Annotated in this window: 23 protein-coding genes; 12 read left to right on the top strand and 11 right to left on the bottom strand. The window is 69.6% G+C overall.

All coding sequences use genetic code 11. From position 1 onward, the window contains the following. Positions 1-4: 4 nt before the first annotated feature. A complete protein-coding gene (locus ACXAID_RS07545; protein ID WP_475021575.1) occupies positions 5-640 on the bottom strand; it encodes an MspA family porin in 636 nt (211 codons plus the stop codon). 119 nt (positions 641-759) lie between these two features. On the opposite strand from ACXAID_RS07545, the gene hrpA reads away from it, so the two are divergent. Next, the gene (hrpA, locus tag ACXAID_RS07540) at positions 760-4698 is read left to right on the top strand and encodes an ATP-dependent RNA helicase HrpA (RefSeq protein WP_475021574.1); all 3939 of its coding nucleotides are present in this window, start codon (positions 760-762) and stop codon (positions 4696-4698) included. 74 nt (positions 4699-4772) lie between these two features. Here the strand turns inward: hrpA and ACXAID_RS07535 are convergent, their stop codons facing one another. Together ACXAID_RS07535 and ACXAID_RS07530 are read right to left on the bottom strand one after the other, a co-directional pair. Further along, positions 4773-6446 carry a hypothetical protein gene (locus ACXAID_RS07535; protein WP_475021573.1) on the bottom strand — a complete coding sequence of 558 codons (1674 nt, stop codon included), beginning with the start codon at positions 6444-6446 and terminating at the stop codon, positions 4773-4775. A 497-nt stretch (positions 6447-6943) separates the two neighbouring features. Then, positions 6944-8104, bottom strand: coding sequence for a zinc-binding dehydrogenase (locus ACXAID_RS07530; protein ID WP_475021572.1), 1161 nt, complete (start codon positions 8102-8104; stop codon positions 6944-6946). Between the two features lie 30 nt (positions 8105-8134). On the opposite strand from ACXAID_RS07530, the gene ACXAID_RS07525 reads away from it, so the two are divergent. The 3 genes from ACXAID_RS07525 to ACXAID_RS07515 are packed head-to-tail and all read left to right on the top strand — an operon-like array spanning position 8135 to position 10898. Continuing rightward, complete coding sequence (locus ACXAID_RS07525; protein ID WP_475021571.1) at positions 8135-8896, top strand: glutaminyl-peptide cyclotransferase; 762 nt, start codon at positions 8135-8137, stop codon at positions 8894-8896. Further along, the gene (locus tag ACXAID_RS07520) at positions 8893-9771 is read left to right on the top strand and encodes a DUF1295 domain-containing protein (protein ID WP_475021570.1); all 879 of its coding nucleotides are present in this window, start codon (positions 8893-8895) and stop codon (positions 9769-9771) included. The genes ACXAID_RS07525 and ACXAID_RS07520 overlap by 4 nt, the downstream gene beginning before the upstream one ends. Continuing rightward, the gene (locus ACXAID_RS07515) at positions 9768-10898 is read left to right on the top strand and encodes an FAD-dependent oxidoreductase (protein ID WP_475021569.1); all 1131 of its coding nucleotides are present in this window, start codon (positions 9768-9770) and stop codon (positions 10896-10898) included. Before ACXAID_RS07520 ends, ACXAID_RS07515 begins: the two co-directional genes overlap by 4 nt. On the opposite strand, the gene lipE is transcribed toward ACXAID_RS07515, so the two are convergent. The 3 genes from lipE to ACXAID_RS07500 are packed head-to-tail and all read right to left on the bottom strand — an operon-like array spanning position 10873 to position 13060. Beyond that, positions 10873-12084, bottom strand: a complete 1212-nt coding sequence (lipE, locus tag ACXAID_RS07510; protein ID WP_475021568.1) for a lipase LipE — start codon at positions 12082-12084, stop codon at positions 10873-10875. The two genes, ACXAID_RS07515 and lipE, sit on opposite strands and share 26 nt — an antisense overlap. A 17-nt stretch (positions 12085-12101) precedes the next feature. Then, positions 12102-12599 carry a hypothetical protein gene (locus tag ACXAID_RS07505; protein ID WP_475021567.1) on the bottom strand — a complete coding sequence of 166 codons (498 nt, stop codon included), beginning with the start codon at positions 12597-12599 and terminating at the stop codon, positions 12102-12104. A 56-nt stretch (positions 12600-12655) separates the two neighbouring features. After that, a complete protein-coding gene (locus ACXAID_RS07500; protein WP_475021566.1) occupies positions 12656-13060 on the bottom strand; it encodes a heme-binding protein in 405 nt (134 codons plus the stop codon). Positions 13061-13282: 222 nt separating this feature from the next. Between ACXAID_RS07500 and ACXAID_RS07495 the strand changes: the two genes are divergently transcribed. From ACXAID_RS07495 to ACXAID_RS07475, 5 genes are read left to right on the top strand one after another with little or no spacing between them, the layout of a single operon-like run. Continuing rightward, on the top strand, positions 13283-13930 hold the full coding sequence (locus ACXAID_RS07495) for a nitroreductase family protein (RefSeq protein WP_475021565.1): 648 nt from the start codon (positions 13283-13285) through the stop codon (positions 13928-13930). Positions 13931-13939: 9 nt separating this feature from the next. Continuing rightward, on the top strand, positions 13940-14347 hold the full coding sequence (locus tag ACXAID_RS07490; protein WP_475021564.1) for a VOC family protein: 408 nt from the start codon (positions 13940-13942) through the stop codon (positions 14345-14347). Positions 14348-14363: 16 nt separating this feature from the next. After that, on the top strand, positions 14364-15221 hold the full coding sequence (locus tag ACXAID_RS07485; protein ID WP_475021584.1) for a rhomboid family intramembrane serine protease: 858 nt from the start codon (positions 14364-14366) through the stop codon (positions 15219-15221). Between the two features lie 35 nt (positions 15222-15256). Beyond that, positions 15257-15967, top strand: a complete 711-nt coding sequence (locus tag ACXAID_RS07480; RefSeq protein ID WP_475021563.1) for a beta-phosphoglucomutase family hydrolase — start codon at positions 15257-15259, stop codon at positions 15965-15967. Next, positions 15967-18348 (top strand): glycoside hydrolase family 65 protein, encoded by a 2382-nt coding sequence (locus ACXAID_RS07475; RefSeq protein ID WP_475021583.1) that lies wholly within the window; start codon positions 15967-15969, stop codon positions 18346-18348. The genes ACXAID_RS07480 and ACXAID_RS07475 overlap by 1 nt, the downstream gene beginning before the upstream one ends. On the opposite strand, the gene ACXAID_RS07470 is transcribed toward ACXAID_RS07475, so the two are convergent. Further along, the gene (locus ACXAID_RS07470; protein WP_475021562.1) at positions 18323-20248 is read right to left on the bottom strand and encodes a potassium transporter Kup; all 1926 of its coding nucleotides are present in this window, start codon (positions 20246-20248) and stop codon (positions 18323-18325) included. The genes ACXAID_RS07475 and ACXAID_RS07470 overlap by 26 nt on opposite strands. A gap of 186 nt (positions 20249-20434) precedes the next feature. On the opposite strand from ACXAID_RS07470, the gene ACXAID_RS07465 reads away from it, so the two are divergent. Next, on the top strand, positions 20435-21709 hold the full coding sequence (locus ACXAID_RS07465; RefSeq protein ID WP_475021561.1) for an MFS transporter: 1275 nt from the start codon (positions 20435-20437) through the stop codon (positions 21707-21709). A 47-nt stretch (positions 21710-21756) separates the two neighbouring features. Next, positions 21757-22032, top strand: a complete 276-nt coding sequence (locus ACXAID_RS07460; protein ID WP_475021560.1) for a hypothetical protein — start codon at positions 21757-21759, stop codon at positions 22030-22032. A 17-nt stretch (positions 22033-22049) separates the two neighbouring features. On the opposite strand, the gene ACXAID_RS07455 is transcribed toward ACXAID_RS07460, so the two are convergent. Next, a complete protein-coding gene (locus ACXAID_RS07455) occupies positions 22050-22385 on the bottom strand; it encodes an aminopeptidase (protein WP_475021559.1) in 336 nt (111 codons plus the stop codon). A gap of 105 nt (positions 22386-22490) precedes the next feature. Here ACXAID_RS07455 and ACXAID_RS07450 point away from each other — a divergent pair, with 105 nt between their 5' ends. Beyond that, positions 22491-23384 carry a DMT family transporter gene (locus ACXAID_RS07450; RefSeq protein ID WP_475021558.1) on the top strand — a complete coding sequence of 298 codons (894 nt, stop codon included), beginning with the start codon at positions 22491-22493 and terminating at the stop codon, positions 23382-23384. Here the strand turns inward: ACXAID_RS07450 and ACXAID_RS07445 are convergent. From ACXAID_RS07445 to ACXAID_RS07435, 3 genes are read right to left on the bottom strand one after another with little or no spacing between them, the layout of a single operon-like run. Beyond that, on the bottom strand, positions 23377-23808 hold the full coding sequence (locus tag ACXAID_RS07445) for a TIGR03668 family PPOX class F420-dependent oxidoreductase (protein ID WP_475021557.1): 432 nt from the start codon (positions 23806-23808) through the stop codon (positions 23377-23379). The genes ACXAID_RS07450 and ACXAID_RS07445 overlap by 8 nt on opposite strands. A gap of 7 nt (positions 23809-23815) precedes the next feature. After that, positions 23816-24403, bottom strand: coding sequence for an orotate phosphoribosyltransferase (locus ACXAID_RS07440; protein ID WP_475021556.1), 588 nt, complete (start codon positions 24401-24403; stop codon positions 23816-23818). 16 nt (positions 24404-24419) lie between these two features. Continuing rightward, positions 24420-25226 (bottom strand): HugZ family pyridoxamine 5'-phosphate oxidase, encoded by an 807-nt coding sequence (locus ACXAID_RS07435; RefSeq protein ID WP_475021555.1) that lies wholly within the window; start codon positions 25224-25226, stop codon positions 24420-24422. Positions 25227-25355 lie beyond the last annotated feature (129 nt).

Here is a 25355-nt window from a genome sequence, read left to right as displayed (position 1 = left end):
AGCATCAGATCTTGATCGGGTCGCCGTAAATGGCGAACTGGGTGTGCGCGGCGTCGGTGGAGATCCGGAAGTACGCGTAGGACCGGATGGTGACTTCTCCCCAACAGGCGTCGGCCTTGACGTGGATGTTGTCGATGTCGATCATCGCGACGCCGTCGGTGTTGAGGGTCATGTTGGACAACGGCAGGTCCACAATCACGCCGGGCTGCAGGACGGTCTGCACGAACCCGGCCCCACCGGCGGAGATACCCACTGAGAGATCACCGCCGCCGATGCCGGCTTCCGGGGCTGCACCGCCCGTGCCGCCGTACTGCAAACCCGCCGACACGTCAGCCTGGCAGCCGAGCTGGTAGCCCAGGATGAAGATGCTGTCGGTGATCGGGGCGGAACCACCGACCGCGGTCGCGGTTGCCGAGGCGGTGACGAACGCCTCCTTGGAGTTGTCGGAGTTGGCCAGGTTGGGAACCGGGTTGACCATCTCGTTGTCGACCCGAATGTTGAGGTGCCAGCCGTCCCGGGACACCTTGTCGTAGTTCAGCGGGCGCATGGCGATGGGTTCGGCGTTCGCCGGGGCAAGCCAGGTACTTGCGCACGCAAGGACCGTCGCTAGGGCGATGCTTGCTCGGATGCGCCACCGCATATATGAGGTTCTCCTGATAGCTGGGATGCCACGCCGCTGACGTCGGCGGCAAAATTGTAAACACAACTTCCCAACTTGCGCGCCGCGAGTTCAGGAAAGCTGCGCCTATCCTTGCCCGGGTGTCCGGACAGTCCCGCGAAAGCCTGCGCGAACTTCGCGCCCGGCTGGACGCCGTGAGCATCCGCGACGCCGCCCGGCTGGGCCGGCGACTGAAGAAACTCGGCTCGGACCCGGGCAAGCTCGCTCAGTTCACCGAGCACCTCGCCGCGGCCGAGGGGCTGGTTGCGACACGGCTCGCCGCGGTGCCCGACCTGTCGGGTCCGGGCGCCTATCCCGACCTGCCGGTCAGTGAGCGCCGCGAGGCGATCGCCGCGGCCATCGCGGCCAACCAGGTGGTGATCGTGGCCGGTGAGACCGGATCGGGCAAGACCACCCAGCTGCCGAAGATCTGCCTGGAGCTGGGCCGCGGTGTCCGGGGCACCATCGGACACACCCAGCCCCGCCGGCTGGCCGCGCGCACGGTGGCCGCCCGGATCGCCGACGAACTGGGGACCCCGCTGGGGGAGACGGTCGGCTACACCGTGCGGTTCACCGATCAGGCCGGCGACCGGACCCTGGTCAGGCTGATGACCGACGGCATCCTGCTGGCCGACATCCAGCGTGATCGCCGGCTGCTGCGCTACGACACGCTGATCATCGACGAGGCCCACGAGCGCAGCCTCAACATCGACTTCCTGCTCGGGTATCTGCGTGAGCTGCTGCCCAGGCGCCCCGACCTGAAGGTGATCGTCACCTCGGCGACGATCGAGCCGGAGCGCTTCGCCGCCCACTTCGGCAACGACACCGGCCTGGCACCCATCGTCGAGGTGTCCGGACGCACCTACCCGGTCGAGGTCAGGTACCGGCCGTTGGAGGTGGTCGTTCCGGCAACCGGTTCCGGTGACTCCGACACAGAGGACCCCGATGATCCCGACCACGAGGTGGTGCGCACCGAGTTGCGCGACCAGACCGAGGCGATCGTCGACGCAGTCGCGGAACTGGAGGCCGAACCGGCCGGCGACGTGCTGGTGTTCCTGTCCGGGGAGCGTGAGATCCGCGACACCGCCGAGGCGTTGCGCGCGGTGGCCGGCTCCGACCTGGAGGTGCTGCCGCTGTATGCCCGGCTCCCCACCGCCGAACAGCAGAAGGTGTTCGCCGCGCACACCGGGCGGCGGGTGGTACTGGCCACCAACGTGGCCGAGACCTCGCTGACGGTGCCGGGCATCCGCTACGTCGTCGACCCGGGCACCGCCCGGATATCGCGATACAGCAGGCGCACCAAGGTGCAGCGGCTGCCGATCGAACCGATCTCGCAGGCCTCGGCCGCGCAACGGGCCGGGCGCTCCGGACGCACCGCGCCGGGCGTGTGCATCCGGTTGTACTCCGAGCAGGATTTCACCTCCCGCCCCCGCTACACCGAGCCGGAGATCCTACGCACCAACCTGGCCGCGGTGATCCTGCAGATGGCGGCGCTGGGATTCGGTGACATCGAAGGGTTCGGCTTTCTCGATCCGCCCGACGCACGCAGCATCCGCGACGGGGTGGCGCTGCTGCAGGAACTGGGTGCCTTCGAGGGCCGGCAGCTCACCGACGTGGGTCGCCGGCTCGCCCAGCTCCCGGTGGACCCGCGGCTGGGCCGGATGATCCTGGCGGCCGACGCGCAGGGCTGCGTCCGGGAGATGCTGGTGCTGACGGCGGCCCTGTCGATCCCCGATCCCCGCGAACGGCCGGTCGACCGGGAGGACGCGGCGCGCCAGAAGCATGCCCGCTTCGCCGACGAGCACTCGGACTTCCTGTCCTACCTGAACCTGTGGGCATACCTGGGTGAGCAGCGAAAAGAACGGTCCGGCAGCTCGTTTCGGCGCATGTGCCGCGACGAGTTCCTGCACTACCTACGCATCCGGGAGTGGCAGGACCTGGTCGGGCAGCTGCGCGGCATCTGCCGTGAGCTGGGCATCACCGAGCAGACCGAACCAGCCGAACCGGCCCGGATCCACCAGGCGCTGGTCGCGGGTCTGCTGTCGCATATCGGGCTGCGCGGGGGCGACGGACGTGAGTACACCGGTGCCCGCAACACCAGGTTCGTGGTGGCGCCCGGGTCGGTGCTGACCCGGCGCCCGCCCCGGTGGGTGGTGGTCGCCGACCTGGTGGAGACCAGCAGGCTCTACGGCCGTATCGCGGCTCGGATCGACCCCGAGGCCGTCGAACGGATGGCCGGACATCTGGTGCAGCGCAGGCACAGTGAGCCGCACTGGGACGCCAAGCGGGGTGCGGTGATGGCCTTCGAGCGGGTCACGCTCTACGGGCTGCCACTGGTGGCCCGGCGGCGTGTCGGCTACGCGCAGGTGGACCCCGAGGTGTCTCGTGACCTGTTCATCCGGCACGCCCTCGTGGAGGGGGACTGGCAGACCAAACACCACTTCTTCGCCGACAATGCCCGGCTGCGTGCAGAACTGGCCGAACTCGAGGACCGCGCGCGACGCCGGGACCTGCTGGCCGGCGACGACGAGATCTTCGCGTTCTACGACGCCCGCGTCCCGGCCGAGGTGGTCTCGGCCCGGCACTTCGACGGCTGGTGGCGCAAGCAGCGCCACCAGACCCCCGACCTGCTCACGATGACCCGTGCGGACCTGCTGCGCGCCGACGCGGGCGCCGACCAGCCCGATGCGTGGAGCGCCGATGACCTGTCGTTGCCGCTGTCCTACCGATTCGACCCGGGCGCAGCCGATGACGGGGTCACCGTGCACGTGCCGGTCGACGTGTTGGCCCGCCTCGGTGGGGACGACTTCGCCTGGCAGGTGCCCGCGCTCCGCGAGGAGTTGCTCACCGCGTTGATCCGGTCCCTGCCCAAAGACCTGCGCCGCAACTTCGTGCCGGCGCCCGACACGGCACGGGCACTGCTGGCATCGATCTCCCCGGACAGTGGCCCGCTGCTCGATGCGGTGCAGCGCGAACTGCACCGCCGCAGTGGAATCCTGGTTCCGATCGATGCTTTCGACCTGGCCAAGCTGCCGCCGCATCTTCGGGTCACCTTCGCCGTCGAAGGCCCGGACGGCACCGTGGTGTCACGCGGGAAGAATCTCGACGAGCTGCAGCAGCAGCTGTCCGCCCCGGCCCGCCAGGCGGTGGCCGACACCGTGGCCGGCGGCCTGGAGCGCAAGGGCCTGCGCAGTTGGCCCGATGACCTCGACGAACTTCCCCGTGTGGTGGAGCAGGTCGGCGGGGCCGGTCATGCGGTGCGCGGCTATCCCGCGCTGGTGGACAGCGGAGCAGCGGTGGACATCCGGGTGTTCGCGACCAAGGCCGAACAGGACGCCGCGATGTCGGCTGGCAGCGCGCGGCTGCTCCGGCTGGCCGGACCGTCGGTATCGAAAACCGTTGAGAAGGGCCTCGACCCGCGTACCAGACTGGTGTTGGCCAACAACCCGGACGGATCGCTGGCCGCGCTGCTCGACGACTGCGCCGATGCGGCGGTACGGGCCATGGTGAGCGCCCCGGTGTGGACCAGGGCCGAGTTCACGGCGGCCCGGCAACGGTTGGCGACCCGGTTGGCGCCGACGGCGGCTGAGGTGGTGCGCCGCACGGAGAAGGTGATCACGGCGTGGCGCGACGTGGCGCTGGCGTTGCCGGACACTCCTACCGCTGCGCAGGCCGAGGCGGTGGCCGACATCCGTGCCCAGCTGGCCCGGCTGCTGCCGGCCGGGTTCGTCGTCGCGACCGGGGCGCACCGGCTCGCCGATCTGACCCGCTATCTGATCGCGATCCGTCGCCGGCTGGACCGGTTGCCGCAGGCTCCGGTCGCCGACCGGGAGCGGATGGCGCGCATCGCCGCAGTGCAGGACGCCTACGACGAGCTGTGTGTCGCGCTGTCCCCGATGCGCGCGGCCGCACCCGATGTCCGCGACATCGCCACCATGATCGAGGAGTTGCGGGTCAGCCTGTGGGCCCAGCAACTGGGCACCCCGCGCCCGGTCAGCGAGCAGCGCATCTTCCGGGCGATCGACGCCGTCAACGGCTAGACCGCCGGGTAGGCCTGCCGCACAACACGAATGGGCCCACTCTTTCGAGTGGGCCCATCCGGTCGGGTTACTGATTACTCGGAGTCGGAACCGCTGTCGGAATCCGAGCCGCCGTCGGAGTCCGAGTCGCTGTCGGAGTCCGAGTCGTCGGCGCTGTCGTCGGCCGAGCTGGTCGGCTTCTTGGCCTCCTTCGCGGACTTCCTGTCGTCGTTGTCCGACGAGTAGCTGCCGCTGTCGTCGGAGTCGTCCTCGTCGGAGACCTCTTCCACAGCTGCCTCGTCGTCCGCGGCGTCCTCGTCCTCGTCGGTCGCGTCCTCCTCGACGACGTCCTCAGCCGGGGCCTCCTCCTCGACGACATCCTCGACGACATCCTCGGTGGCCTCGTCAGTGGCCTCCTCGGTCGCGTCCTCGGTGGTGCCCTCGTCGGTCGCGTCCTCCTCGTCGGTCACCGCGGCCGCGGCCTCCGTCGGTTCACCGGACGGCGCCGACGCGGCCAGTGCCGCCACCGGCGCTTCCGGAGCGACCGCCATCGGCGGGGTGGGCACCAGCCCGAAGATGGCGTCCTCGATGTCGTTGGACACCTGGATGATGAAGTCGGTGGTGTCCTGGATCAGACCCGCCGCGATCTCCATCCCCGCCACCGCGGCCGCCGCGTTGTCGTCGATGATGGCATTGATCTGGGCAGCCAGGTCGAGCGGCAGATCGGCGACCTCGGGGGTGGCGCCCAGTGCGGTGAGCACGCTCGAGATCGCGCCGGCGAACTGCAGGTTCAGATCGGTGTAGACACCCGCGGTGCCCTCGGCCACGCTCGCGCCGACGTCGTAAGGAATCTGCGCGACGTTGCCGATGGTCCCCACAGTGGTGTTGAAGCTGGTGAAGCCGCCCGCCAGCAGTGCACCGCCGGCCTGCAGGTAGGCCTCCGGGTTCAGCGGAGCCGCACCGATCGCGTTGATGGCGTACTGCAGCGAACCGCCGACGACGGCGACCAGGGTCTCGGCGCCGAAGAGGACCTCGTTGAAGGCCGCATAGTGGCCGGCGAGCACGTCCTCGGTGATGCCGAAGCCGAGGTCGACCATGGCCTGGATGGGGGCCAGGGTGACGCTCTGGATGACCTCGTTGATCGACTCGATGACCGCGCTGCCGGTGGCGGCGGCGAGGACGTCGGTCAGATCGTAGACCGTGTCGATCTTGTTCCAGATCAGGTCCTCGACCAGGGTGAGCCCCTCGAACGCGTAGTCGAAGCCCGCGTTGCCCGCCGTCTGGATGCCCAGCAGACCGTTGGTGGCGAGCAACTGACCGGTGCCCACCAGTCCGGTGCTCAGCACCGCGGCGTAGTTCGCGACCGAGAAGGGATCGTTGAGCACGCCGACGAACGTCGACAGCACGTTGGACAGTGAACCGGTCACCGAGCTGGTCAGCAGGTTCGCCAGGTCCTCGGTGCTCAGCTCCAGGGTCAGGTTCGCCTCTTCGACGGCTGTCTGCAGCGAGACCAGCGCGTAGTTGGAGCTGAGGTCCAGCGCTTCGAGCACCCCGAGCAGCGTGGGGTTGGTGGTCAGCCCCTCCAGCGTGGTGAACAGCTGTTCGTTCAGGTCGATCGCGACCTGAATGCCCTCGGCGAGGGTCTGGCCGGGAATCGCGATGGCGGCGGCGACCTGAGCGTTGAACGCCTCGAGCTCGGTCTCCAGGTTGTCGAAGAACGCCACGACCTCAGCGGGAGTGACGGTCAGCTGGATTTCCGAGACGGTCACGTTCGGGATGGCTACGGCACGCTCGTTTGCAGGGATCGCGAGAGGCGTGAGCGCGATGGCGCTAGCTGCAGTTAGCGAAACACCTGCTGCGAGGTAAGACCGGGCTGAGATTTCCATGGTGTGGATCCCCCTTGGGTTACGGATGGGCTGTCTGAGAGATCGTAAGCCACGTCTCAGGTTCCGTTAAGGAAACGAGGAAAATCCCTGTTTAAGAAGTTCTGAAGACTTCTCACATCGGTGTCACAAGGCTGTGTAGATGGACTCCACCTGGCCTCCAGCAAACGAACGGCGCCGCAAAAAAGCCGAGCGATAGGCGAGCTACATGAAGGTTGCTGAATCTGCGGGTTGAGTGACATCACCGCAGGTCGAAATGCGTTAGCGGAGTAACATTGGCATAACTTGCGTTACATCACAGTTGCAAATATCGAGCGACACGGGACACGCAGTTCGGGGGCCCGAACTCCACTCCCGGGCAACGCCGGCAGGGCCGGTGCGCGTCACAAACTCGTCACGGTGCTGGTGGGGTCGATGAGGATTTTCGCGTGCGCCTCAGGGTCTCCGAGCGCCTCGAAGGCCGCCGCCACCCCACCCAGTCCGACCGTGCCGGACACCAGCGCGGACGCATCCAGCTTCCCGTCGGCGAGCATGTGCAGCGTGTCGCGGAACTCCAGCGGCGTGTATCCGAACACGAAGCGCAGGTCGATCTCCTTGCCGATCGCCATCGCCGGCCGCAGCGTGTCAGCACCCATGCACACCCCGGCGACCACCACCCGGGAAGCCAGCGGCGCCGCGCCGATGATGCCGTCGATCATCCCCGGAACACCGACGCACTCGAACACCACGGGCCGTTTCGGCGCGGTGCCGCCGAGCCGGTCGGCGACCCGGTAGACGTGCGACCACCCGGGTAGCCGGCGCAGCCGCTCCATCGCGGTGACACCCAGCTCGTAGAGCTCGGGCAGCGTGGTCATGCCGCGTTGCCGGGCGGGCACCGCCGCATACGGCGACTCCTCGGCGGGATCGACGACGATGTCGGCGCCGCAGCGGCTCGCCAGAGCCCGCCGCCCGGGGGAGAAGTCGCTGGCCACGATGGTGCGGACACCGCGGGCCTTGAGGTGGCAGATCACCGCCAGCCCCACCGGCCCGCAGCCCACCACGATCGCGACGTCGCGACCGGTGATCTCGCTGCGGTTGACCGCGTGCAGGGCGACCGCCATCGGCTCGGTGAGCGCCGCGGTCGCCGGGTCGAGCCCGTTGGGGACCGCGAACGTCATCGCCGCCTCGGTCAGCACCCGCTCGGCGAAAGCTCCGGGAGCCTTCGGCGAGAGCCCGGTCAGGTGAACTCCGCCGTGGGCCCGCAGCAGCGGGAACGCCACCACCAGCGTGCCCGGCGCGAACCGCTTGCCCACCTTGCGGCCCCGCTCGGCCACCACCCCACAGAACTCGTGCCCCATCACCACCGCGGTGTCGCTGCGCACGAAATCGTGATAGCCGCCCTCGGCCATCACCTCGGTCAGTTCGTCGGCGTGATCCTTGGCGTGCAGATCCGATCCGCAGATGCCGCAGCGCAGCACCTCGAGCACCAGTTGGTTGTCGGCCGGGCTCGGCTCGGGGACGTCCACCACATCCAGCGCGCCGTGCAGGCAGCTGACCGCTTTCATTCCGCCATAGTGGCACGGTAGAACGTGCCTATGAAGAAAGCATGGGTGTCGGCCGCCCTGGTGGCGTTGATCGCGCCGGCCGGAGCTCCACCGGCGCAGGCCGACCCCGTCCCCGAGATCGAACCGGTGGTGATCGCCGAGATCCCGCACGACCCGGAGGCGTTCACCCAGGGACTGGAGCTGCACGGCCCGGTGCTCTACGAGGGCACCGGGCTGGCCGGCGAATCCCAGCTGCGCACACTCGATCCGGCCACCGGGGACGTCGGCAGCGCGGTGCCGATGCCCGCCGGTTACTTCGGCGAGGGGATCACCGTGGTGGGCGACCGCGTGTGGCAGCTCACCTGGCGCGACGGGGTGGCGGTGCAGTGGGACAGGACCACGATGACACCGACCCGGGAAGTGCCGTTGACGGGCGAGGGCTGGGGATTGTGCTACGACGGCCAGCGGCTGATCCGCAGCGACGGCACCGACCGGCTGCACTTCCAGGACCCCGACGACATGACCGAGCTCGGCGGCGTGGACGTCACCCGGTCCGGGCGCCCCATCAACGGCCTCAACGAACTCGAATGCGTCGGCGGCAAGGTTTGGGCCAACCTGTGGCCCACCGACAACATCGTGCGCATCGACCCCGGCACCGGAGCGGTCGACCTGGTCGTCGACGCGGCCGGGCTGCGTGATCTGGGTATCCCGGCCAGCGCGCAGGTGCTCAACGGCATCGCCCACGTCTCCGGCGACGAGTACCTGCTGACCGGCAAGGACTGGCCGAAGATGTTCCGGGTGCGACTCGGGTGAACCGGACCAAGCGACGTTCGCTGGCGATCGTCACCGCCGCCTACGTGCTGGCCGTCGCGGTCGGCTACGCCTGGCTGGCCCTGGGCCCCGCCACCGGAAGGCTGTGGCTGGACACGCTGATCGCCGACGTGCTGGCGACGCTCGTCGTGTTCGCCTTCAGCCGGGCGTACCGCAACTCCAGCTTCTATGACGCCTACTGGAGCGTCATCCCGCCGCTGCTGCTGTTCTACTGGTGGGCCCACGGCGACGGTGATGCGTTGCGCACCTGGCTGATCGCGGTGCTCGTCGTCATCTGGGCGGTGCGGCTGACCGCCAACTGGGTGTACGCGTTTCCCGGCCTGCACCACGAAGACTGGCGCTACCCGATGTTCCGGGAGCGGGCCGGGCGCTTCGAATTCGCCGCAGACCTGATCGCCATCCACCTCATCCCCACCCTGCAGGTGTTCCTCGGCATGCTGCCCGTCTACGTCGCGGTGACCACCCCCGGATCGGGGCTTGCCTGGCTGACCGTCGTCGCGTTCGTGGTCGGACTGGCAGCGGTGACGCTCGAGGGCGTCGCCGACGTGCAGATGCACCGCTTCGTCGCGGCCGCGCGGCCCGGTGAGGTGATGGATCGCGGCCTGTGGAGCTGGTCGCGGCATCCGAACTACTTCGGTGAGTTCGGCTTCTGGTTCGCGCTGGCGCTGTTCGGGCTGGCAGCGGCACCGGGTTCGTGGTGGCTCTTCGCGGGGGCCGCGGCGATGCTGGCCATGTTCCTCGGTGCCAGCATCCCGATGATGGAGACCCGCAGCCTCGAGCGCCGGCCCGGCTATCAGAGCGTGATCGACCGGGTGGCGAGGTTCGTGCCCCGCCCGCCGGCGCGGGTCCGGACATGACGCCCCGCGTCGTCATCGCCGGCCTCGGCGACACGGGCGTGCTGACCGCGATCAAACTGGCCAAGCACGCCGACGTCGTCGGGATATCGACCAAACCCGGGCTGGTCAGCGGCCAGGAACTGGGCTGGCGGTTGGCCCGCCCCGAGCATTGGGCCCGGTACAACTGGATCCCGTTCGACCGGTTCCGCGGGCTGGACCGGGTCCGCACCGTGCACGGCACCCTGACCGGGCTCGACCTCGCCTCGCGCACCGTCACGGTCGGCCGCGCCGACGGAACCAGCACGCCGGTGGCCTACGACGCGCTGGTCATCGCCACCGGTGTCACCAACGGGTTCTGGCGCCGACCGACTCTGCAGGGGCTCAGCGAGGTCGACGAGGACGTCCGGGCTCCGCACGACCGCCTCGCGGCGGCCCGCTCGGTGATCGTCGTCGGCGGCGGCGCGGCAGCGGTGAGCAGTGCCGTCAACATCGCGCTCACCTGGCCGGGGACCCGCGTCGACCTCTTCTTCCCGGGGGAGCGCGCACTGGTCGGCCACCACCCGCGGACCTGGCAACGGGTACGTCGCCGGCTCACCGAGGCGGGAGTCGTCCTGCACCCCGGACACCGCGCGGAGCTGCCTGCCGGATTCAGCGGTGACACGCTGACCTCCGATCCGGTGCGGTGGAGCACCGGGCAGCCGCCGGCATCGGCGGACGCGGTGCTGTGGGCGATCGGACGGGTGCGGCCCAACACCGGATGGCTGCCACCCGAGTTGCTCGACGAGGCCGGCTTCGTCCGGGTCACCCCGCAGCTGCAGGTGCCGGGGTACCCCGAGGTGTTCGCGATCGGTGACGTCGCCGCGACCGATCCGCTGCGCAGCTCGGCGCGCAACCGGGCCGACGGAATGCTCGCCCACAACGTGATGGCGGCATTCGAGGGCAAGCCGATGCGCAGTTTCCGGCCGCCGGCCCGGCGCTGGGGGTCGGTGCTGGGGATCCAGCCCGACGGGCTGGAGGTGTTCGCGCCCAACGGGCGGGCGTTCCGCTTCCCGGCCTGGACCTTCGACCGGGTGCTGATGCCGGGGCTGGTGCGCTGGGGCATCTACCGGGGGATTCGCGACCCTAGATCCGCGGCATCTCGGCGTTGATCCGGTCCAGCAGTCTCGGGTAACGGTCCGCTTCGCGGTGCCGGCCCGGCTTGCCGCTGCTGACCACGGCCACCGACAGCGCGCGCTGCGGGTCGGCCCACACCGCGATGTCGGTCAACCCGGTGTGGCCGAATGCGCCGGCCGCGTCCCGCCCGAACGGCCCGAACCGCTTGGAGCCCAGCATGTAACCGGTGCCCCACCGCATCGGCGCCAGCCCGGTGGCGATATCGGGACGCAGCCGCCGGACCTGCCGGGTGGCCGCGCGCAGCGTCTCCGGTGACAGCACCCGCACACCGTCGAGTTCTCCGCCACGGCAGAGGATTTCGGCGAACCGGGACAGCTCGTGGGCGTTGGACACGGTGTTGGACGACGGCACGACGCCGGTCAGGAACGCCGGCGTGTTCGAGAACGGGATGATCTGCTGCGGGGTTCCGCCGACGGCGGCCTTGAACGCCTTTGCGATCGGCGCGGGCAGCGGTGTTCCGGTGACATGGCTGGGCGCGACCAGGGGGACGTCTTCGGGCGCCACCCCGTAGTTGGTCCAGCGGAAACCGAGCGGGCCGAGGATCTCGTCGTGCAGGATGTCGCGGATGTTGCGTCCCGTTGCCGCGGAGACGATCTCACGCATCAACGGACCCCACGTCACGCCGTGGTACATGTGCACCATCCCGGGCGGATACACCGTCTTCATCCGGCCCAGCATGTCGCGCGCGTAGTCGCTGTCGTCCATCCGCTTCAGGTCGGGCCGCGGGCCGGTGGCGAACGGCACGCCGGCGCTGTGGGTCAGCACGTGCCGGATGGTGGTGCGGTCCTTGCCGTGGCTGGTGTAGCCGGGCAGGTAGTCGCACACCCGGTCGTCGAGGCCGAAGGCGCCGCGTTCGACCAGCAGGTGCGCGACGGTGGTGGTGATGGCCTTGGCGGCCGAGTAGACGCAGAACGGTGTCTGGATCCCGACCGGGATCTTCTCCGCATCCGGGGTGTCGCCGGGCCCGTTACCCCAGGCGTGCCCGATGGCGCGGTCGAGGACCACCCGGCCGTCGCGGCGCACGCACACCTGGATGGCGGGCTGCATGCCGGCGGCATACCAGTGCGTGGCGGTCTGCCAGATCCGCTCGAGTGAGGCCTCGTCGACCCCGGTGTGGTCCTCGGCGCCGACCGCGGTCACGGCATCGAGGTCGGCCGGCACGGCGATTCTGCCGTCGGTCAGGGGGTTCCTCCGGCGAACATCCCGCGGCCGATCAGTGCGGTCAACTGGCCCATCAGGTCACCGGGTGCCGGCTGGGGCGGCGGTGGCAGGTTGGTCAGCTGCCAGGACTGGCACTCGCTGGTGGTGAACGACGTGTCGGTCGGCTGGATGTGCACCACCGCCGGCTTCTTGGTCAGCGAGTTGTCCACCAGTTCGTCGCCGGCGGTGCGCTTCCAGTAGCAGGCGCCGTCATCGATGGGTCCCGCGGACTGGTAGACGCCGGGCGCGATGTCGGCGCCGACCGCGTAGGTGCCGTCCTCGTCGATCGAGGTGGACGCGCCGTCGGCGGGCGCCGGCGCCTCGGCGGCAAGCGTCTCCTCGGCGGGCGCCGGCGGAGGTGGCGGTGGCGGGGGTGCCGGTTGAGCCAGTGCTGTCGGCACCGTCACCACGACGGATGCCATCGCGACGGCGCACCAGCCGGCCAGCACCGCCGCGGCTGTGGATGTGGGCCTCATGGCAAGCCAGTCTAAGTGCCGCGGCGGCGGGAAAGAACCCGCCGCCGCGGCTGGGTTCAGCCGGCCATGAACATGTCGTAGGCGGTGGCCAGCTGGCCGGGCAGCACCGTCACACCGCAGCTGCGCTGCGCGTCGCCGATCGGTGCCAGGATGCCGCGCAGCTCGTAGTACTGCGCGGGGTTGGCCGTGAAGTAGCCGCGCAGGTTGGCCTCGGCCTGGTCGTACGGCTGATTCATCGCCGCGCTGACCACCTGGTTGGCCTCCGGGTGCCCGTCGAGGTACCGCTGGGCTTCGCCGGTGACCGAGCTGACGGTGTTGGCCAGGCCGCTGGCACTGCACTGCTCACCCGGTGCGGCGACAGCCGTCGGCGCGGCCACGGTGGCGGCGGCGAGACCGCCGAACAGTGCGCCCGCCCCGATGCCGGCGATTGCCCGGCGCATTACGGTTCCACTGGATTTCATGATGGTCCTTCTTGTCGTTACTTCCCCGCCCGAATTCAAGGTAGCCGAAATCCACAGTGCCCAAACCAGTCTCGTGATCCGCCAGGAGCGAACACCGCCCGCGTTACAGTCCGGCGCGGTGATTCTCGCCTCAATTCCGGCCAAACCGGCTGCGAACAGGGCCTCCGGAGGCCCGCAGACGTCATGATTTCGTCACCACCGCCGGGTCGCTAGGTTGCACCTATGCACGCCGAAACCCGCGATGTGTGGGAAGCCATGTCCACCGCCCGCACGATCCGGCGTTTCACCGACGAACCCGTCGGTGACGCCGAACTGCGCCGCTGCCTGGAGGCGGCCACCTGGGCACCGTCCGGCGCCAACGCGCAAGCCTGGCGCTTCGTGGTGCTCCGCTCACCGCAGATGCGCGCCGTCGTGGCCCAAGCCGCCGAGCGCGCGCTGAGCGTCATCGAGCCGGTCTACGGCATGACCCGCCCGGATGCCGACGACCACAGCCCCCGGGCACGCAACAACCGGGCGACCTACGAGCTGCACGACCGGGCCGGCGAATTCACCTCGGTGCTGTTCACCCAGAAACACTTCCCGACCGCCTCCGAACTGCTGCTCGGCGGATCGATCTTCCCGGCCATGCAGAACTTCCTGCTGGCCGCGCGCGCTCAGGGCCTGGGCGCGTGCCTGACCAGCTGGGCGTCCTACGAAGGTGAGACGTTGCTGCGCGCCGCGGTCGGGGTGCCCGAGGACTGGCTGCTGGCCGGGCACATCGTGGTCGGCTGGCCGAGAGGCCGGCACGGGCCGTTGCGGCGGCGCCCGCTGGAACAGGCCGTCAACCTGGACCGGTGGGATGCCCCGGCGACCGAACTACTGGACCGATAACGTGGTGGTGTGAAGCTGGATCTGCTCTCGCCGGGGATAGAGGTGGGCCTGGTCACCACCGACCTGGAGCCGATGGTCGCGTTCTACGAAGGTTTCCTGGAACTCGAACCCCAGGGTGACATCGACTTCGACGGCGGCTCCCAGCGCCGCTACTCGCTGGGAGCCAACGTGCTCAAGCTGGTCACCTACACCACGCCGCCGGCCGAACCGGTCGCTCCCGGCGGCGGCCGGATGCAGGCCGGGCTGCGCTACTTCACCATCGGCGTCAACGGGCTGCGTAGCGTCGCCGAGGCGTTCGAGGCCTCCGACCACCAGGTCGTCGAACCGCTGACCGAGTTCGCCCCCGTCCCGGGGATGGGCTGGATGTTCGTCGCCGACCCGGACGGCAACTGGATCGAACTCTTCGGGACGCTGTGACGTGAGCTACCAGAACATGCCCGGTGCGGCACCTCAGGTCCCCACCTGTTACCGGCACCCGGACCGCCAGACCTACGTGCGCTGCACCCGCTGCAACCGGTTCATCTGCGCCGACTGCATGCGCAGCGCCGCGGTGGGGCACCAGTGCGCGGACTGCGTCGGGGAGGCCGCCCGCACGGTGCGCCCGGTGCGGACCCAGTTCGGCGCCCGTCCCGGCGGGTCGGCGGCGCCGGTCGTCACGTACACGCTGATCGGCCTCAACCTGCTGATGTTCCTGTTGCAGAGCACGTCGTCGGGGCTGGAGCGCGAATTCGTGCTGTGGCCGCCCGGGGTGGCCGACGGCGAGGTCTACCGGCTGCTCACCTCGGCGTTCCTGCACTACGGCCTGACCCACATCCTGTTCAACATGTGGGCGCTCTACATCGTCGGGCCGCCGCTGGAGATGGCGCTGGGGCGGTTGCGGTTCAGTGCGCTCTACCTGCTCAGCGCCCTGGGCGGCTCGGTGCTGGTCTACCTGGCCTCGCCGCTGACCTCGGCTACCGCCGGAGCCTCGGGTGCGGTGTTCGGCCTGTTCGGTGCGACGTTCGTGGTGGGACGCAAACTCAGGATGGATGTGCGGTGGGTGATCGCGATCATCGGCCTGAACCTGGCGTTCACCTTCGTGATCCCGTTGATCAGCTCGCAGAACATCAGCTGGCAGGGACATCTCGGCGGACTGGTCACCGGTGCCGTCGTCGCCGCCGCCTTCGCCCATGCGCCGCGTACCCGTCGCAATCTGGTTCAGGCGGGCGCCGGTGTCGCGATCCTCGCGGTGTTCCTGGCGCTGATCTGGTGGCGAACCGCCGAACTGCGGGCGATGTTCGGCCTGGGCTGAGCGCACCGGACCCCTGACAGGGTATGAAGAAGGGGATGCTGGGCTTACCCGATCAGATCCGCGCCTGCCTGTTCGACCTCGACGGGGTCCTCACCGATACCGCCAGTGTGCACCGGCGGGCGTGGAAGTCGATGTTCGACGACTTTCTGCGTTCCCGCAGCGACGACACCGGAGACGAGTTCGTGCCGTTCGACGAGAGCGCCGACTACGACGAATACGTCGACGGCAAGCCACGCCTCGACGGCGTGCGGTCGTTTCTGCAGAGCCGCGGGATCACGCTCGACGACGACGCGGTCACCGAGTTGGGGCAGCGCAAGAACGACATGTTCACCCACGTGCTGCACTCCGACGGGGTCAAGGTGTTCGAGGGATCGCGGCGCTACCTGGAGGCCGCGGCCGAGGCGGGGTTGCGGCGCGCGGTGGTGTCGTCGAGCGCCAACACCCGCGAGGTTCTCGAACTGACCGGCCTGGACGCCTTCGTCGAAGCCCGAGTCGACGGGGTGACGCTGCGCGAGGAGGACATCCCCGGGAAGCCTGCGCCGGATTCCTTCCTGCGCGCCGCGCAACTGCTCGACGTCGCACCTGCCGAGGCCGCCGTGTTCGAAGACGCACTGTCGGGGGTGGCGGCCGGGCGGGCCGGTGACTTCGGCGTGGTGGTCGGGGTGGATCGGGTCGGTCAGGCAGATGCCCTGCGTGACAACGGCGCCGACGTCGTCGTCACCGATCTCGGGGAGCTGCTGTCATGATGATCGCCGACGAGGCGTTCCCCGTCGAGCCGTGGCAGATCCGGGAGACACAGCTGTGCCTCGACCTGCTGCCGCAGAGCGAATCGCTGTTCGCGCTCTCCAACGGCCACATCGGCATGCGCGGCAATCTCGACGAAGGTGAGCCCTACGGGCTTCCCGGGACCTACCTCAACGGGTTCTACGAGATCCGTCCGCTGCCCTACGCCGAAGCGGGGTTCGGCTATCCCGAGGACGGCCAGTCGGTGGTCGACGTCACCAACGGCAAGCTGATCCGGCTGCTGGTCGAGGATGAGCCGTTCGACGTCCGGTACGGCGATCTGATCACCCACGAACGAACACTCGACCTGCGGGCCGGCACCCTCAACCGCACCGCGGAGTGGCGCTCACCGGCGGGCAAGCACATCCGCATCGAGTCGACTCGGATGGTGTCACTGGCTCAACGCGGTCTGGCCGCCGTCGAGTACACCGTCGAAGCGGTCGGCGACCACACCCGCATCACCCTGCAGTCCGAACTGGTCGCCAACGAGGACCAGCCTTCGCCGTCGGACGATCCACGGGTGGCCGCGGTCCTGAACAAGCCCCTCGAGCCGGTCGACCACGAGGTCAGCGAGCGCGGGGCGCTGCTCATGCACCGCACCCGCGCCAGCGGGCTGATGATGGCCGCAGCGATGGACCACCACGTCGAGGCGCCCGGACGCGTCGAGGTCAGCGGGGACGCCGGGGACGACTGGGCCCGCACCACCGTGGTGTGCGAGCTCGAGCGCGGCCAGCGGCTGCGGGTCGTGAAGTTCATCGCCTACGGCTGGTCGAGCCTGCGGTCCCGCCCGGCGCTGGGCGATCAGGTCGCCGCGGCGATCGCGTCGGCCCGCTACACCCGGTGGCAGGGACTGCTGGACGAGCAGCGCGGGTACCTCGACGACTTCTGGGACTGCGCCGACGTCGAGGTCGACGGCGACCCGGACTGCCAGCAGGCGGTGCGGTTCGGGCTGTTCCACGTCCTGCAGGCCAGTGCGCGGGCCGAACGCCGGGCGATCCCGGGGAAGGGACTCACCGGCACCGGCTACGACGGCCACGCCTTCTGGGACACCGAGGGTTTCGTGCTGCCGGTGCTGACCTACACCGCACCCGGCTCGGCGGCCGATGCGCTGCGGTGGCGGGCCACCACACTCGACATGGCCCGGGACCGCGCCGCCGAACTCGGGCTGCGGGGCGCCTGCTTCCCGTGGCGCACGATCCACGGCGAGGAGTGTTCGGGGTACTGGCCCGCGGGCACCGCGGCGTTCCACGTCAACGCCGACATCGCGCTGGCCTTCGAGCGGTACCGGGTGGTGACCGGGGATGACACGCTGGAGGCCGAGTGCGGTGTGGAGGTGCTCGTCGAGACCGCCCGGATGTGGCTGTCGTTGGGCCATCACGACCGGCACGGCGCGTGGCGCATCGACGGGGTGACCGGTCCGGACGAGTACACCGCGATCGTGCGGGACAACGTGTTCACCAACCTGATGGCCGCGGAGAACCTCAGGATCGCCGTCGACGCCTGTGCCCGGCATCCCGACGCCGCGGCGGACCTGGGGGTGGACAACGAGGAGACCGCCGCGTGGCGCGACGCCGCCGACGCGGTGCACATCCCCTACGACGAGGAACTGGGGGTGCATCCGCAGTGTGAGGGGTTCACCACGCTGCGCGAATGGGATTTCGAGGTCAGTCACGACTATCCGCTGCTGCTGCACGAACCCTACGTGCGGCTCTACCCCAGCCAGGTGATCAAGCAGGCCGACCTGGTGCTGGCGATGCAGTGGCAGAGTCACGCGTTCACCGACGAGCAGAAGGCGCGCAACGTCGACTACTACGAGCGGCGCACGACGCGCGACTCGTCGCTGTCGGCGTGCACCCAGGCGGTGATGTGCGCCGAGGTCGGCCATCTCGAACTGGCGCACGACTACGCCTACGAAGCCGCCCTGATCGACCTGCGGGACCTGCACCGCAACACCGGAGACGGCGTGCACGTGGCGTCGCTGGCGGGCAGCTGGACGGCGCTGGTCCAGGGCTTCGGCGGGTTGCGCGACGACGAGAAGATGCTGTCGCTGGACCCGCACCTGCCGGCCGGGATCTCCCGGATGCGTTTCCGGTTGCGGTGGCGCAATTTCGGCGTGATCGTCGACACCGACCACGACTCGGTGACCTACACGCTGCGGGACGGCCCCGAGGGGGTGCTCACCATCCGGCACGCGGGGGAGGAACTGGAGATCGACACCGCGTCGCCGACCACGGTCGGCGTGCGGCCGCGGGAGACGCTGCTGCCGCAGCCGCAACAACCCCCCGGCCGCGCCCCGTTCCGGCGCAGCCGCTCGGCGGTCAGACCTGTAGGCGCGAACCGATGATCACTGTCCGGTCCTGGGGCAGGCGGAAGTAGCCGGCCGCATCGGCGGTCATGTGCGAGATGGCGATGAACAGACGTTTCCGCCACGGCGCCATTGTTCGGGAATCCCCTTGGAAGAGTTCGATTTTGGACAGGAAAAAGGTGGCCCGGTCGGGGTCGAGCGGACCTTCGGATTCTGAGGTGTCGATCAGGCGCAGGGCCGCGGGCACGTCGGGTGAGTCCATGTAGCCGAAATGGGCTACGACGCTGATGATTCCGTCGTCATCGCAGCCCAGTCCGTCGACCGTGACACGCTGGGACTCCGGAATCCGGGGCACCGGATCGGTGTTCAGCGACATGATCACCACGTGCTCGGTCAGTACCCGGTTGTGTTCGACGTTGGCCCGCAATGCCAGCGGAGCCGTGTCGGTGCCCCGGTTGAGGAACACCGATGTGCCCGGCGTGCGGACCAGCGGCGGCTCACGGGTGCCCAGACTCTCGATGAAGTCGCCCAGCGGCCCCTCGGCCCGGTTGCGCTCCACGGCGACGATCTGGCGTCCGCGCTGCCAGGTGGTCATCACCGTGAACGCGCAGATCGCGATCAGCAACGGCAGCCAGGCCCCGTGGACCAGCTTGGTCAGGTTGGCGGCGAAGAACATCGCGTCGACGAACAGCAGTGCCCCGCCCCCGCCGATCACCAGCCACAGCGGAACCCCGGCCCGGGTGTGCGCGAGGTACAGGAACAGCAGCGTGGTGATGGTGATGGTACCCGTCACCCCCATGCCGTACGCGTAGCCCAGCGCCGTGGAGCTGCGGAACCCGAAGACCAGGACCAGAACGGCGACCATCAGGGCGCCGTTGATCCACGGGACGTAGATCTGCCCGATCGCCGACGCCGAGGTGTGCCGGATCCGCAGCCGGGGCAGGTAGCCCAGTTGGACGGCCTGGGAGGTGAGCGAGAACGCCCCGGTGATCACCGCCTGCGAGGCGATCACGGTGGCGGCGGTGGCCAGCAGCACCATCGGGATCCGGCCCCACTCCGGGACGAGAAGGAAAAACGGCGCGTGAACCGAGCTTTCGTCGCCGAGCACCAGTGCGCCCTGGCCGAAGTAGTTCAGTGTGCACGCCGGCAGCACCAACCCCAGCCAGCCGACGGTGATCGCCCTGCGGCCGAAGTGCCCCATGTCGGCGTAGAGCGCCTCGGCTCCGGTGACGGCGAGCACGATCGCGGCGAGCGCGAAGAACGCGATGCCGAGGTGCCCGGTGACGAAGGTCAGCGCGAACGTGGGGGACAGCGCCCGCAGGATGTCGGGATGTCCCGCGATGCCGTTGACCCCGCACGCGCCGATCGCGACGAACCACGCGATCATCACCGGGCCGAAGAACCGGCCGACCGTGGCGGTGCCGCGCCGTTGAACGGCGAACAGCCCCACGATGATCACCGCGGTGAGCGGGATGACCGCGTCGGCCAGGTCGGAGTCGACGACCTCGAGGCCCTCGACCGCCGAGAGCACCGAGATCGCGGGGGTGATCATGCTGTCGCCGAAGAACAGCGCGGCGCCGAACACCCCCACCGCCGCAAGCGCCATCGTCCGCCGGCGGTTCCCCGGCCGGGAGAACCGGCGGACCAGCGTGATCAACGCCATGATGCCGCCCTCGCCGTGGTTGTCGGCGCGCATCACCAGCGTGATGTAGGTGAACGTCACGATGGTCATCACCGACCAGAAGATCAGCGACACGATGCCGTACACGTGGGTCGGGGACACCGGCACCGGATGGGGGTCGTGTGGGCTGAACACGGTGGCCAGCGTGTAGATCGGGCTGGTGCCGATGTCGCCGAACACCACGCCGAGCGCCCCGACCACGATGGCCGGCCGCAGCGAGCCGCTCGGGTGCGCTGTCGGGGTGTCGGTGGCGGTCATCAGCGGTCATTGTGGCCGATGGGACGGGCCGCTGCGCCGGAACCGGCCAGCCGCACCGGGTCCGAGGGGGAAGCGGCCGAGGGCTGGACACGGTCGCGGCGCGACACGATATGTTGCCCTCGGGGCGACGGACAGGGCGCCGGCTAAGCGAAATGTTCAGCGCGACGCTTAATCTCGGGAGATTTCATGCAGTCCGACATCCGCAGGGCGGTGACCGGAGCGTCGATCGGCAATGCCGTCGAATGGTTCGACTTCGCGATCTACGGTTTCCTGGCGACGTTCATCGCGGGCCAGTTCTTCCCGGCGGGCAATGAGACCGCCGCGCTGCTCAACACGTTCGCCATCTTCGCCGCCGCGTTCTTCATGCGGCCGCTCGGTGGCTTCGTGTTCGGGCCGCTGGGTGACCGGATCGGACGGCAGCGGGTGCTGGCGCTGGTGATCCTGCTGATGTCGGCGGCGACGCTGGGCATCGGGCTGCTGCCCACCTACCAGACCATCGGGGTGCTGGCGCCGCTGCTGCTGCTGGTACTCCGTTGCCTGCAGGGTTTCTCGGCCGGCGGTGAGTACGGCGGCGGGGCGGTCTACCTCGCCGAGTTCGCCACCGACGCCCGGCGCGGCGTCACCGTCACCTTCATGGTGTGGTCGGGGGTGCTCGGGTTTCTGCTCGGGTCGATCACCGTCACCCTGCTGCAGGCGATGCTGCCTGCGGAGGCGATGGAGAGCTACGGCTGGCGCATCCCGTTCCTGATCGCGGGTCCGCTGGGCCTGGTCGGGCTCTACATCCGGCTGCGGCTGTCGGACACTCCGCAGTTCGCCGAACTCTCCGAGGCCAAGGAGACGTCCGAATCGCCTCTGCGGGAGGCGGTCTCGACGTCCTGGCGCAAGATCCTGCAGGTGATCGGCGTGATGATCGTGTTCAACATCGGCTACTACGTGGTGTTCGCGTTCATGCCGTCGTACTTCATCAAGACGCTGAACTTCTCGGCCACCGATGCGTTCCTGTCGATCACGTTGGCGTGTGTGGTCGCGCTGGTGCTGATCCTGCCGTTGGCCGTGCTCTCGGACCGGGTCGGCCGCCGGCCGCTGCTGATCGCCGGTGCGGTGGCCTTCGCGGTGCTCGGCTACCCGCTGTTCCTGCTGCTGAACACGGGATCGCTGGTCGCGGCCATCGCCGCGCACTGCGCGCTGGCGGCGATCGAGTCGATATATGTCTCCACCGCGGTGTCGGCGGCTGTCGAACTGTTCGCCACCCGGGTGCGCTTCAGCGGCTTCTCGATCGGCTACAACGTCTGCGTCGCGGTGTTCGGCGGCACCACGCCCTACATCGTCACCTGGCTGACCGCGACCACCGGCAACTCCATCGCACCCGCCTACTACCTGGTGATCGCGGCGGTGATGTCGCTGGCGACGGTGCTGACGCTGCGGGAGACCGCCGGCCGATCGCTGGCCCGGGTGGGATAGGTCGGGGCTAGGCTGGGCCCAGCAGTCCACGAAGGGGAGACGGCCAGATGAAGCTGCGGGTTTTGCCCTACGTCACCGTCGAGATCGACGATCGGCTCCGTCGCCGGGTGCGGCGGGCCGGAGAACGTCTGCGAACAGACCTGCGGGCACACCTGCGCAGTGCGGCTGACGATGTCGACACCGCTGGTCACCGGGTGCACGGGATGTGTGACCGGGCCGTGGACCGGGTGGATTCGGTGGTCGCCTCGGTCACCGACAGGATCGCCCCCGAGCCGGAGCCGGTGACCCTGCGGGTGGTCGACGGCGGCCGGGAGGCCGGCTAGTCGTCCCGCCCAGCCGGCTAGCGCGACGACGAGACCCGGCCGCCCACCAGGAACGAGCCGGCGAGCAGCACCAGGCCCACGACAGCCACCGGGATCGCCCACATCCGCCGCGACGACAATGCCGACTCGCACTCGGCCACGTAGTCGGTGTGCGGGACGAGCTCATTGATCACCGGCAGGTTGGCCGGGTTGCTGTCGTCGACATCGCGGGCCTGCGACAGGTCGGCGGCGATGGCGTTGCCGCAGCCGATGCTCGATTCGGGACCGGTGACCGACACCGGTACGAGTAACGCGATGACGCCGACCGCCAGCACCGCAACCGAAACCACCATCAACAACCGTCGCACGTTCATGCCGCCTCTAGTGCCCGGTCCCCGTCCAGGCGAAACCCGAATCGTCGCAATTCCGACACGCGACCGGACTGGGCGGCGCCGGGCGGAGTGTGCTGTCCTTGTCGGGTGATCGGGCAAGGTCTGACCGTGCTTCTGGCGCTCCTGGCCGCGGTGTTCCTCGCGGTCGGCATCGTGGTGCGTCAACGCGCCACCATCGACGTGCCCGCCGAGCACGGGGTCAGCCCGGTGATGTTCCAGACCCTGATCCGGCGCCCGTTGTGGTGGGCGGGCACCGCGGCCGCCGTCGCCGGCTACGTGTTCCAGGCGCTGGCGCTGGCCACCGGTTCGCTGCTGTTGGTGCAGCCGATCCTGGTGTCGGCGCTGCTGTTCGCGCTGCCGCTGAGCGCGCGGCTGGCGCATCGCCGGGTGACCCGCGCCGAGTGGGGTTGGGCGGTGCTGCTGACCACCGCGCTGGCCGTCTTCGTGGTGCTGGCCAAGGCCAGCCCGGGTGACTACGCCGCGTCGCTGTCCACCTCCGCGGTGGTGGCCGTGGTGTGCACCGTGGCGGTGTCGGCGTGCGTGATCGTCGCTGTCCGCAGCGTCGGGTGGCGACGGGCGGTGCTGTTGGCCGTCGCGGTCGGGGTGCTGTTCGGTGTCGTCGCCGTGCTGACCAAGCTCGTCATGCATGTGCTGACCCACCAGGGGGTGCTGGCGGTCCTGACGACGCCGGTGCTCTATCTGCTGGCACTGCTGGGGGTGGTGTCCACCCTGCTGCAGCAGTCGGCATTCCACGCCGGTTCCCTGCAGACATCGGTGCCGACGATGCTGGTGCTCGAGCCGATGGTGGCGGTTCTGCTCGGCGCCGTGGTGCTCGGCGAGCATCTCGACGTCAGCGGTTGGGACGCCGTCGCGATCGCGGTGGCCACCGCGGCGATGCTGGCCGGCACCATCGCGCTGGGCCGCGACGAGGGGGCCTACGAGGAGGAACTCGAGGCCGGCCTCACCAAATCCGTCACCTAGTCTTGCCGGCCCCATGCCAGGACGACCAGCGGCGCAGCGACACCTCCACCACCGGACCGTCGAGTCGGACCCGGCCGTACTGGGGGTATTTCCGCCGCAGCAGTGCGCGGCCGGTGGCGAGCGCTTCGCCGCGCAGATGGATCGACGCCGTCCCGTCGGCACGCACCCACCACAGTCGGGTCCAGTCGTCGTCGTAGTGCTCCACCAGCAGGCTCACCGCCGGGTTGGCCTCGATGTTGGCCAGCCGGCGGAGCCGATGGGTCGACTTCGGCTTCGCGTCGACGGCCGTGTAGAGCACGTCGGTGCGGTCTGCGGGCAGCGCGAAGACCACCGGCACCAGGTGCGGCGCCCCGTCGGCCCCGGCGGTTCCCAACACCGCGACCGGCGACGACGAGAACATCTCGACGGCATCGAAGTCCGGCATGTGCTGGTCACACGTCCTTGACAGGCTCGATCCCGAGGTCGCGGTAGGTCACGAGCGCATGGAAGGGCACGTTTCGCTTGGCGAACCGCGCCGCCGCGATGTCGCCGCGGTCGACCATCGGGATCACCCCCGTCACGACGACCTCGAGTGGGGCGATGCGCTCCAGTGCGAGCTCGGTCGACCCGCCGGTGCTGATCACGTCGTCGACCAGCAGCACCCGGGTCCCCGGCTGCAGCCGGGTTCCTTCGACCCACTGCTCGCGGCCGCGGGTCTTCTGCTCCTTGCGCACCGAGAACCACGCCTTGCCGGTCACCATCGCCACACCGTGCGCCAGCGGGTCGGCGCCCATCGTCAGCCCCCCGACCGCGTCGTAGGAGATGCCGTTGGCCTCCGCCAGATCGGCGACCGCGCGGCTGACGACGCTGAGCCGCTCGCCGGTGTCGACGGCGTACTTACCGTCGATGTAGTCGTGGCTGAGCTGGCCGCTGGCCAGTCGGAACGGTTCGGCGCGGTATTCGTGGCCGCGGGTCCGGATCAGGTCGAATGCCGCCTGCCAGGTCGGTGGGCGTCCGGACGGTGCGGTGTGCTCGGCCATGTCGAGAGATCCTAGTTCAGCCGCGACGCGCCCGTTGCGCCAACTCAACGGTGGCCGAACGTAATTCGTCGATCGCATTGATCGCTGTCGGGTACCCGATCCGCGTGTAGGCCAGGCCCCGCGGGGTGTCCAGCCGCAGATCCAGGCCATACCGGTCGGCGCCGGTACAGGTCGCCGCGAGGGTGTCGGGGTATCCGCCCAGCGCCTGCGCCATCGCCACCAGGCTCCCGGCGTGGTCGGCGTTGAGGTGGGCCACCGCGCCCGCCGAGTGGGGTGTCACCGGGTCCGGCGCCGCGGCGGCGTAGTCCCGCCCGGTGGTCGAGTCCATCCGCCCGTACCCGCCCACCCAGCGGACCCGGTCCACCCGCAACACCCACAGGCTGAAGTCGGTGTAGTCGATGTAGTACTTCGCCGCCGCGACGGCGCCCAGGTGCGCCTCCCGGGCGGCGCCGCGTTCGGGCCCGTCCGGCCGCTCGACGTGCCCGGCAAGCGTCACCCGGCCACTGGCCAGCGGATCGGACCCGGTGCCCGGGGCGACGATCGCGATGCTCGCGCGGGGGTCACCGGCGAGGTTGCGGCCGTGCTCGGCGAGGTTGGACACACACAACACCGGTGCGCCGTCGAGCAGCCCATAGGTCACGAACGACGCCCAGGGGTCCCCGTCGGCGGTCAGCGAGGCCAGCGTGCCGGTGTTGGTCGACGCCGCGATGGTGCGCGCCTCCTCGGCGGCGCTGGGCCGGGCGGTGTTGACGGGCTCGGTCAGGGGTGGCGGCACGGTGGGGGCATCACCCGGGTCACCGTGATCACGCGGGGCGGAGGTCACGGTGCGCACGATAGCGCGCGGCCGGCGGCGGTGTGATCGGCTACCGTCGAGTGGTCCCTCCCGACTCCCCTCCCGAGTCCCGCAGTGTCGCGGGCCGCCCCGCTCGGGTTTCGATTCTCGCTCCGCTCG

The organism is Mycobacterium sp. ABE4_509, from assembly GCF_056160785.1.
The sequence above is the reverse complement of the archived record's forward strand: the minus strand, read 5'-3'. Positions and strand labels throughout refer to the sequence as shown.

What these genes read in the sequence shown, in the direction of transcription:
- ACXAID_RS07545 (WP_475021575.1), bottom strand. Translation starts at nt 640, where the DNA reads ATGCGGTGGCGCATCCGAGCAAGCATCGCCCTAGCGACGGTCCTTGCG.
- ACXAID_RS07530 (WP_475021572.1), bottom strand. Translation starts at nt 8,104, where the DNA reads ATGAAAGCGGTCAGCTGCCTGCACGGCGCGCTGGATGTGGTGGACGTC.
- ACXAID_RS07525 (WP_475021571.1), top strand. Translation starts at nt 8,135, where the DNA reads ATGAAGAAAGCATGGGTGTCGGCCGCCCTGGTGGCGTTGATCGCGCCG.
- ACXAID_RS07515 (WP_475021569.1), top strand. Translation starts at nt 9,768, where the DNA reads ATGACGCCCCGCGTCGTCATCGCCGGCCTCGGCGACACGGGCGTGCTG.
- ACXAID_RS07505 (WP_475021567.1), bottom strand. Translation starts at nt 12,599, where the DNA reads ATGAGGCCCACATCCACAGCCGCGGCGGTGCTGGCCGGCTGGTGCGCC.
- ACXAID_RS07500 (WP_475021566.1), bottom strand. Translation starts at nt 13,060, where the DNA reads ATGAAATCCAGTGGAACCGTAATGCGCCGGGCAATCGCCGGCATCGGG.
- ACXAID_RS07495 (WP_475021565.1), top strand. Translation starts at nt 13,283, where the DNA reads ATGCACGCCGAAACCCGCGATGTGTGGGAAGCCATGTCCACCGCCCGC.
- ACXAID_RS07485 (WP_475021584.1), top strand. Translation starts at nt 14,364, where the DNA reads ATGCCCGGTGCGGCACCTCAGGTCCCCACCTGTTACCGGCACCCGGAC.
- ACXAID_RS07480 (WP_475021563.1), top strand. Translation starts at nt 15,257, where the DNA reads ATGCTGGGCTTACCCGATCAGATCCGCGCCTGCCTGTTCGACCTCGAC.
- ACXAID_RS07475 (WP_475021583.1), top strand. Translation starts at nt 15,967, where the DNA reads ATGATCGCCGACGAGGCGTTCCCCGTCGAGCCGTGGCAGATCCGGGAG.
- ACXAID_RS07470 (WP_475021562.1), bottom strand. Translation starts at nt 20,248, where the DNA reads ATGACCGCCACCGACACCCCGACAGCGCACCCGAGCGGCTCGCTGCGG.
- ACXAID_RS07465 (WP_475021561.1), top strand. Translation starts at nt 20,435, where the DNA reads ATGCAGTCCGACATCCGCAGGGCGGTGACCGGAGCGTCGATCGGCAAT.
- ACXAID_RS07460 (WP_475021560.1), top strand. Translation starts at nt 21,757, where the DNA reads ATGAAGCTGCGGGTTTTGCCCTACGTCACCGTCGAGATCGACGATCGG.
- ACXAID_RS07455 (WP_475021559.1), bottom strand. Translation starts at nt 22,385, where the DNA reads ATGAACGTGCGACGGTTGTTGATGGTGGTTTCGGTTGCGGTGCTGGCG.
- ACXAID_RS07445 (WP_475021557.1), bottom strand. Translation starts at nt 23,808, where the DNA reads ATGCCGGACTTCGATGCCGTCGAGATGTTCTCGTCGTCGCCGGTCGCG.
- ACXAID_RS07440 (WP_475021556.1), bottom strand. Translation starts at nt 24,403, where the DNA reads ATGGCCGAGCACACCGCACCGTCCGGACGCCCACCGACCTGGCAGGCG.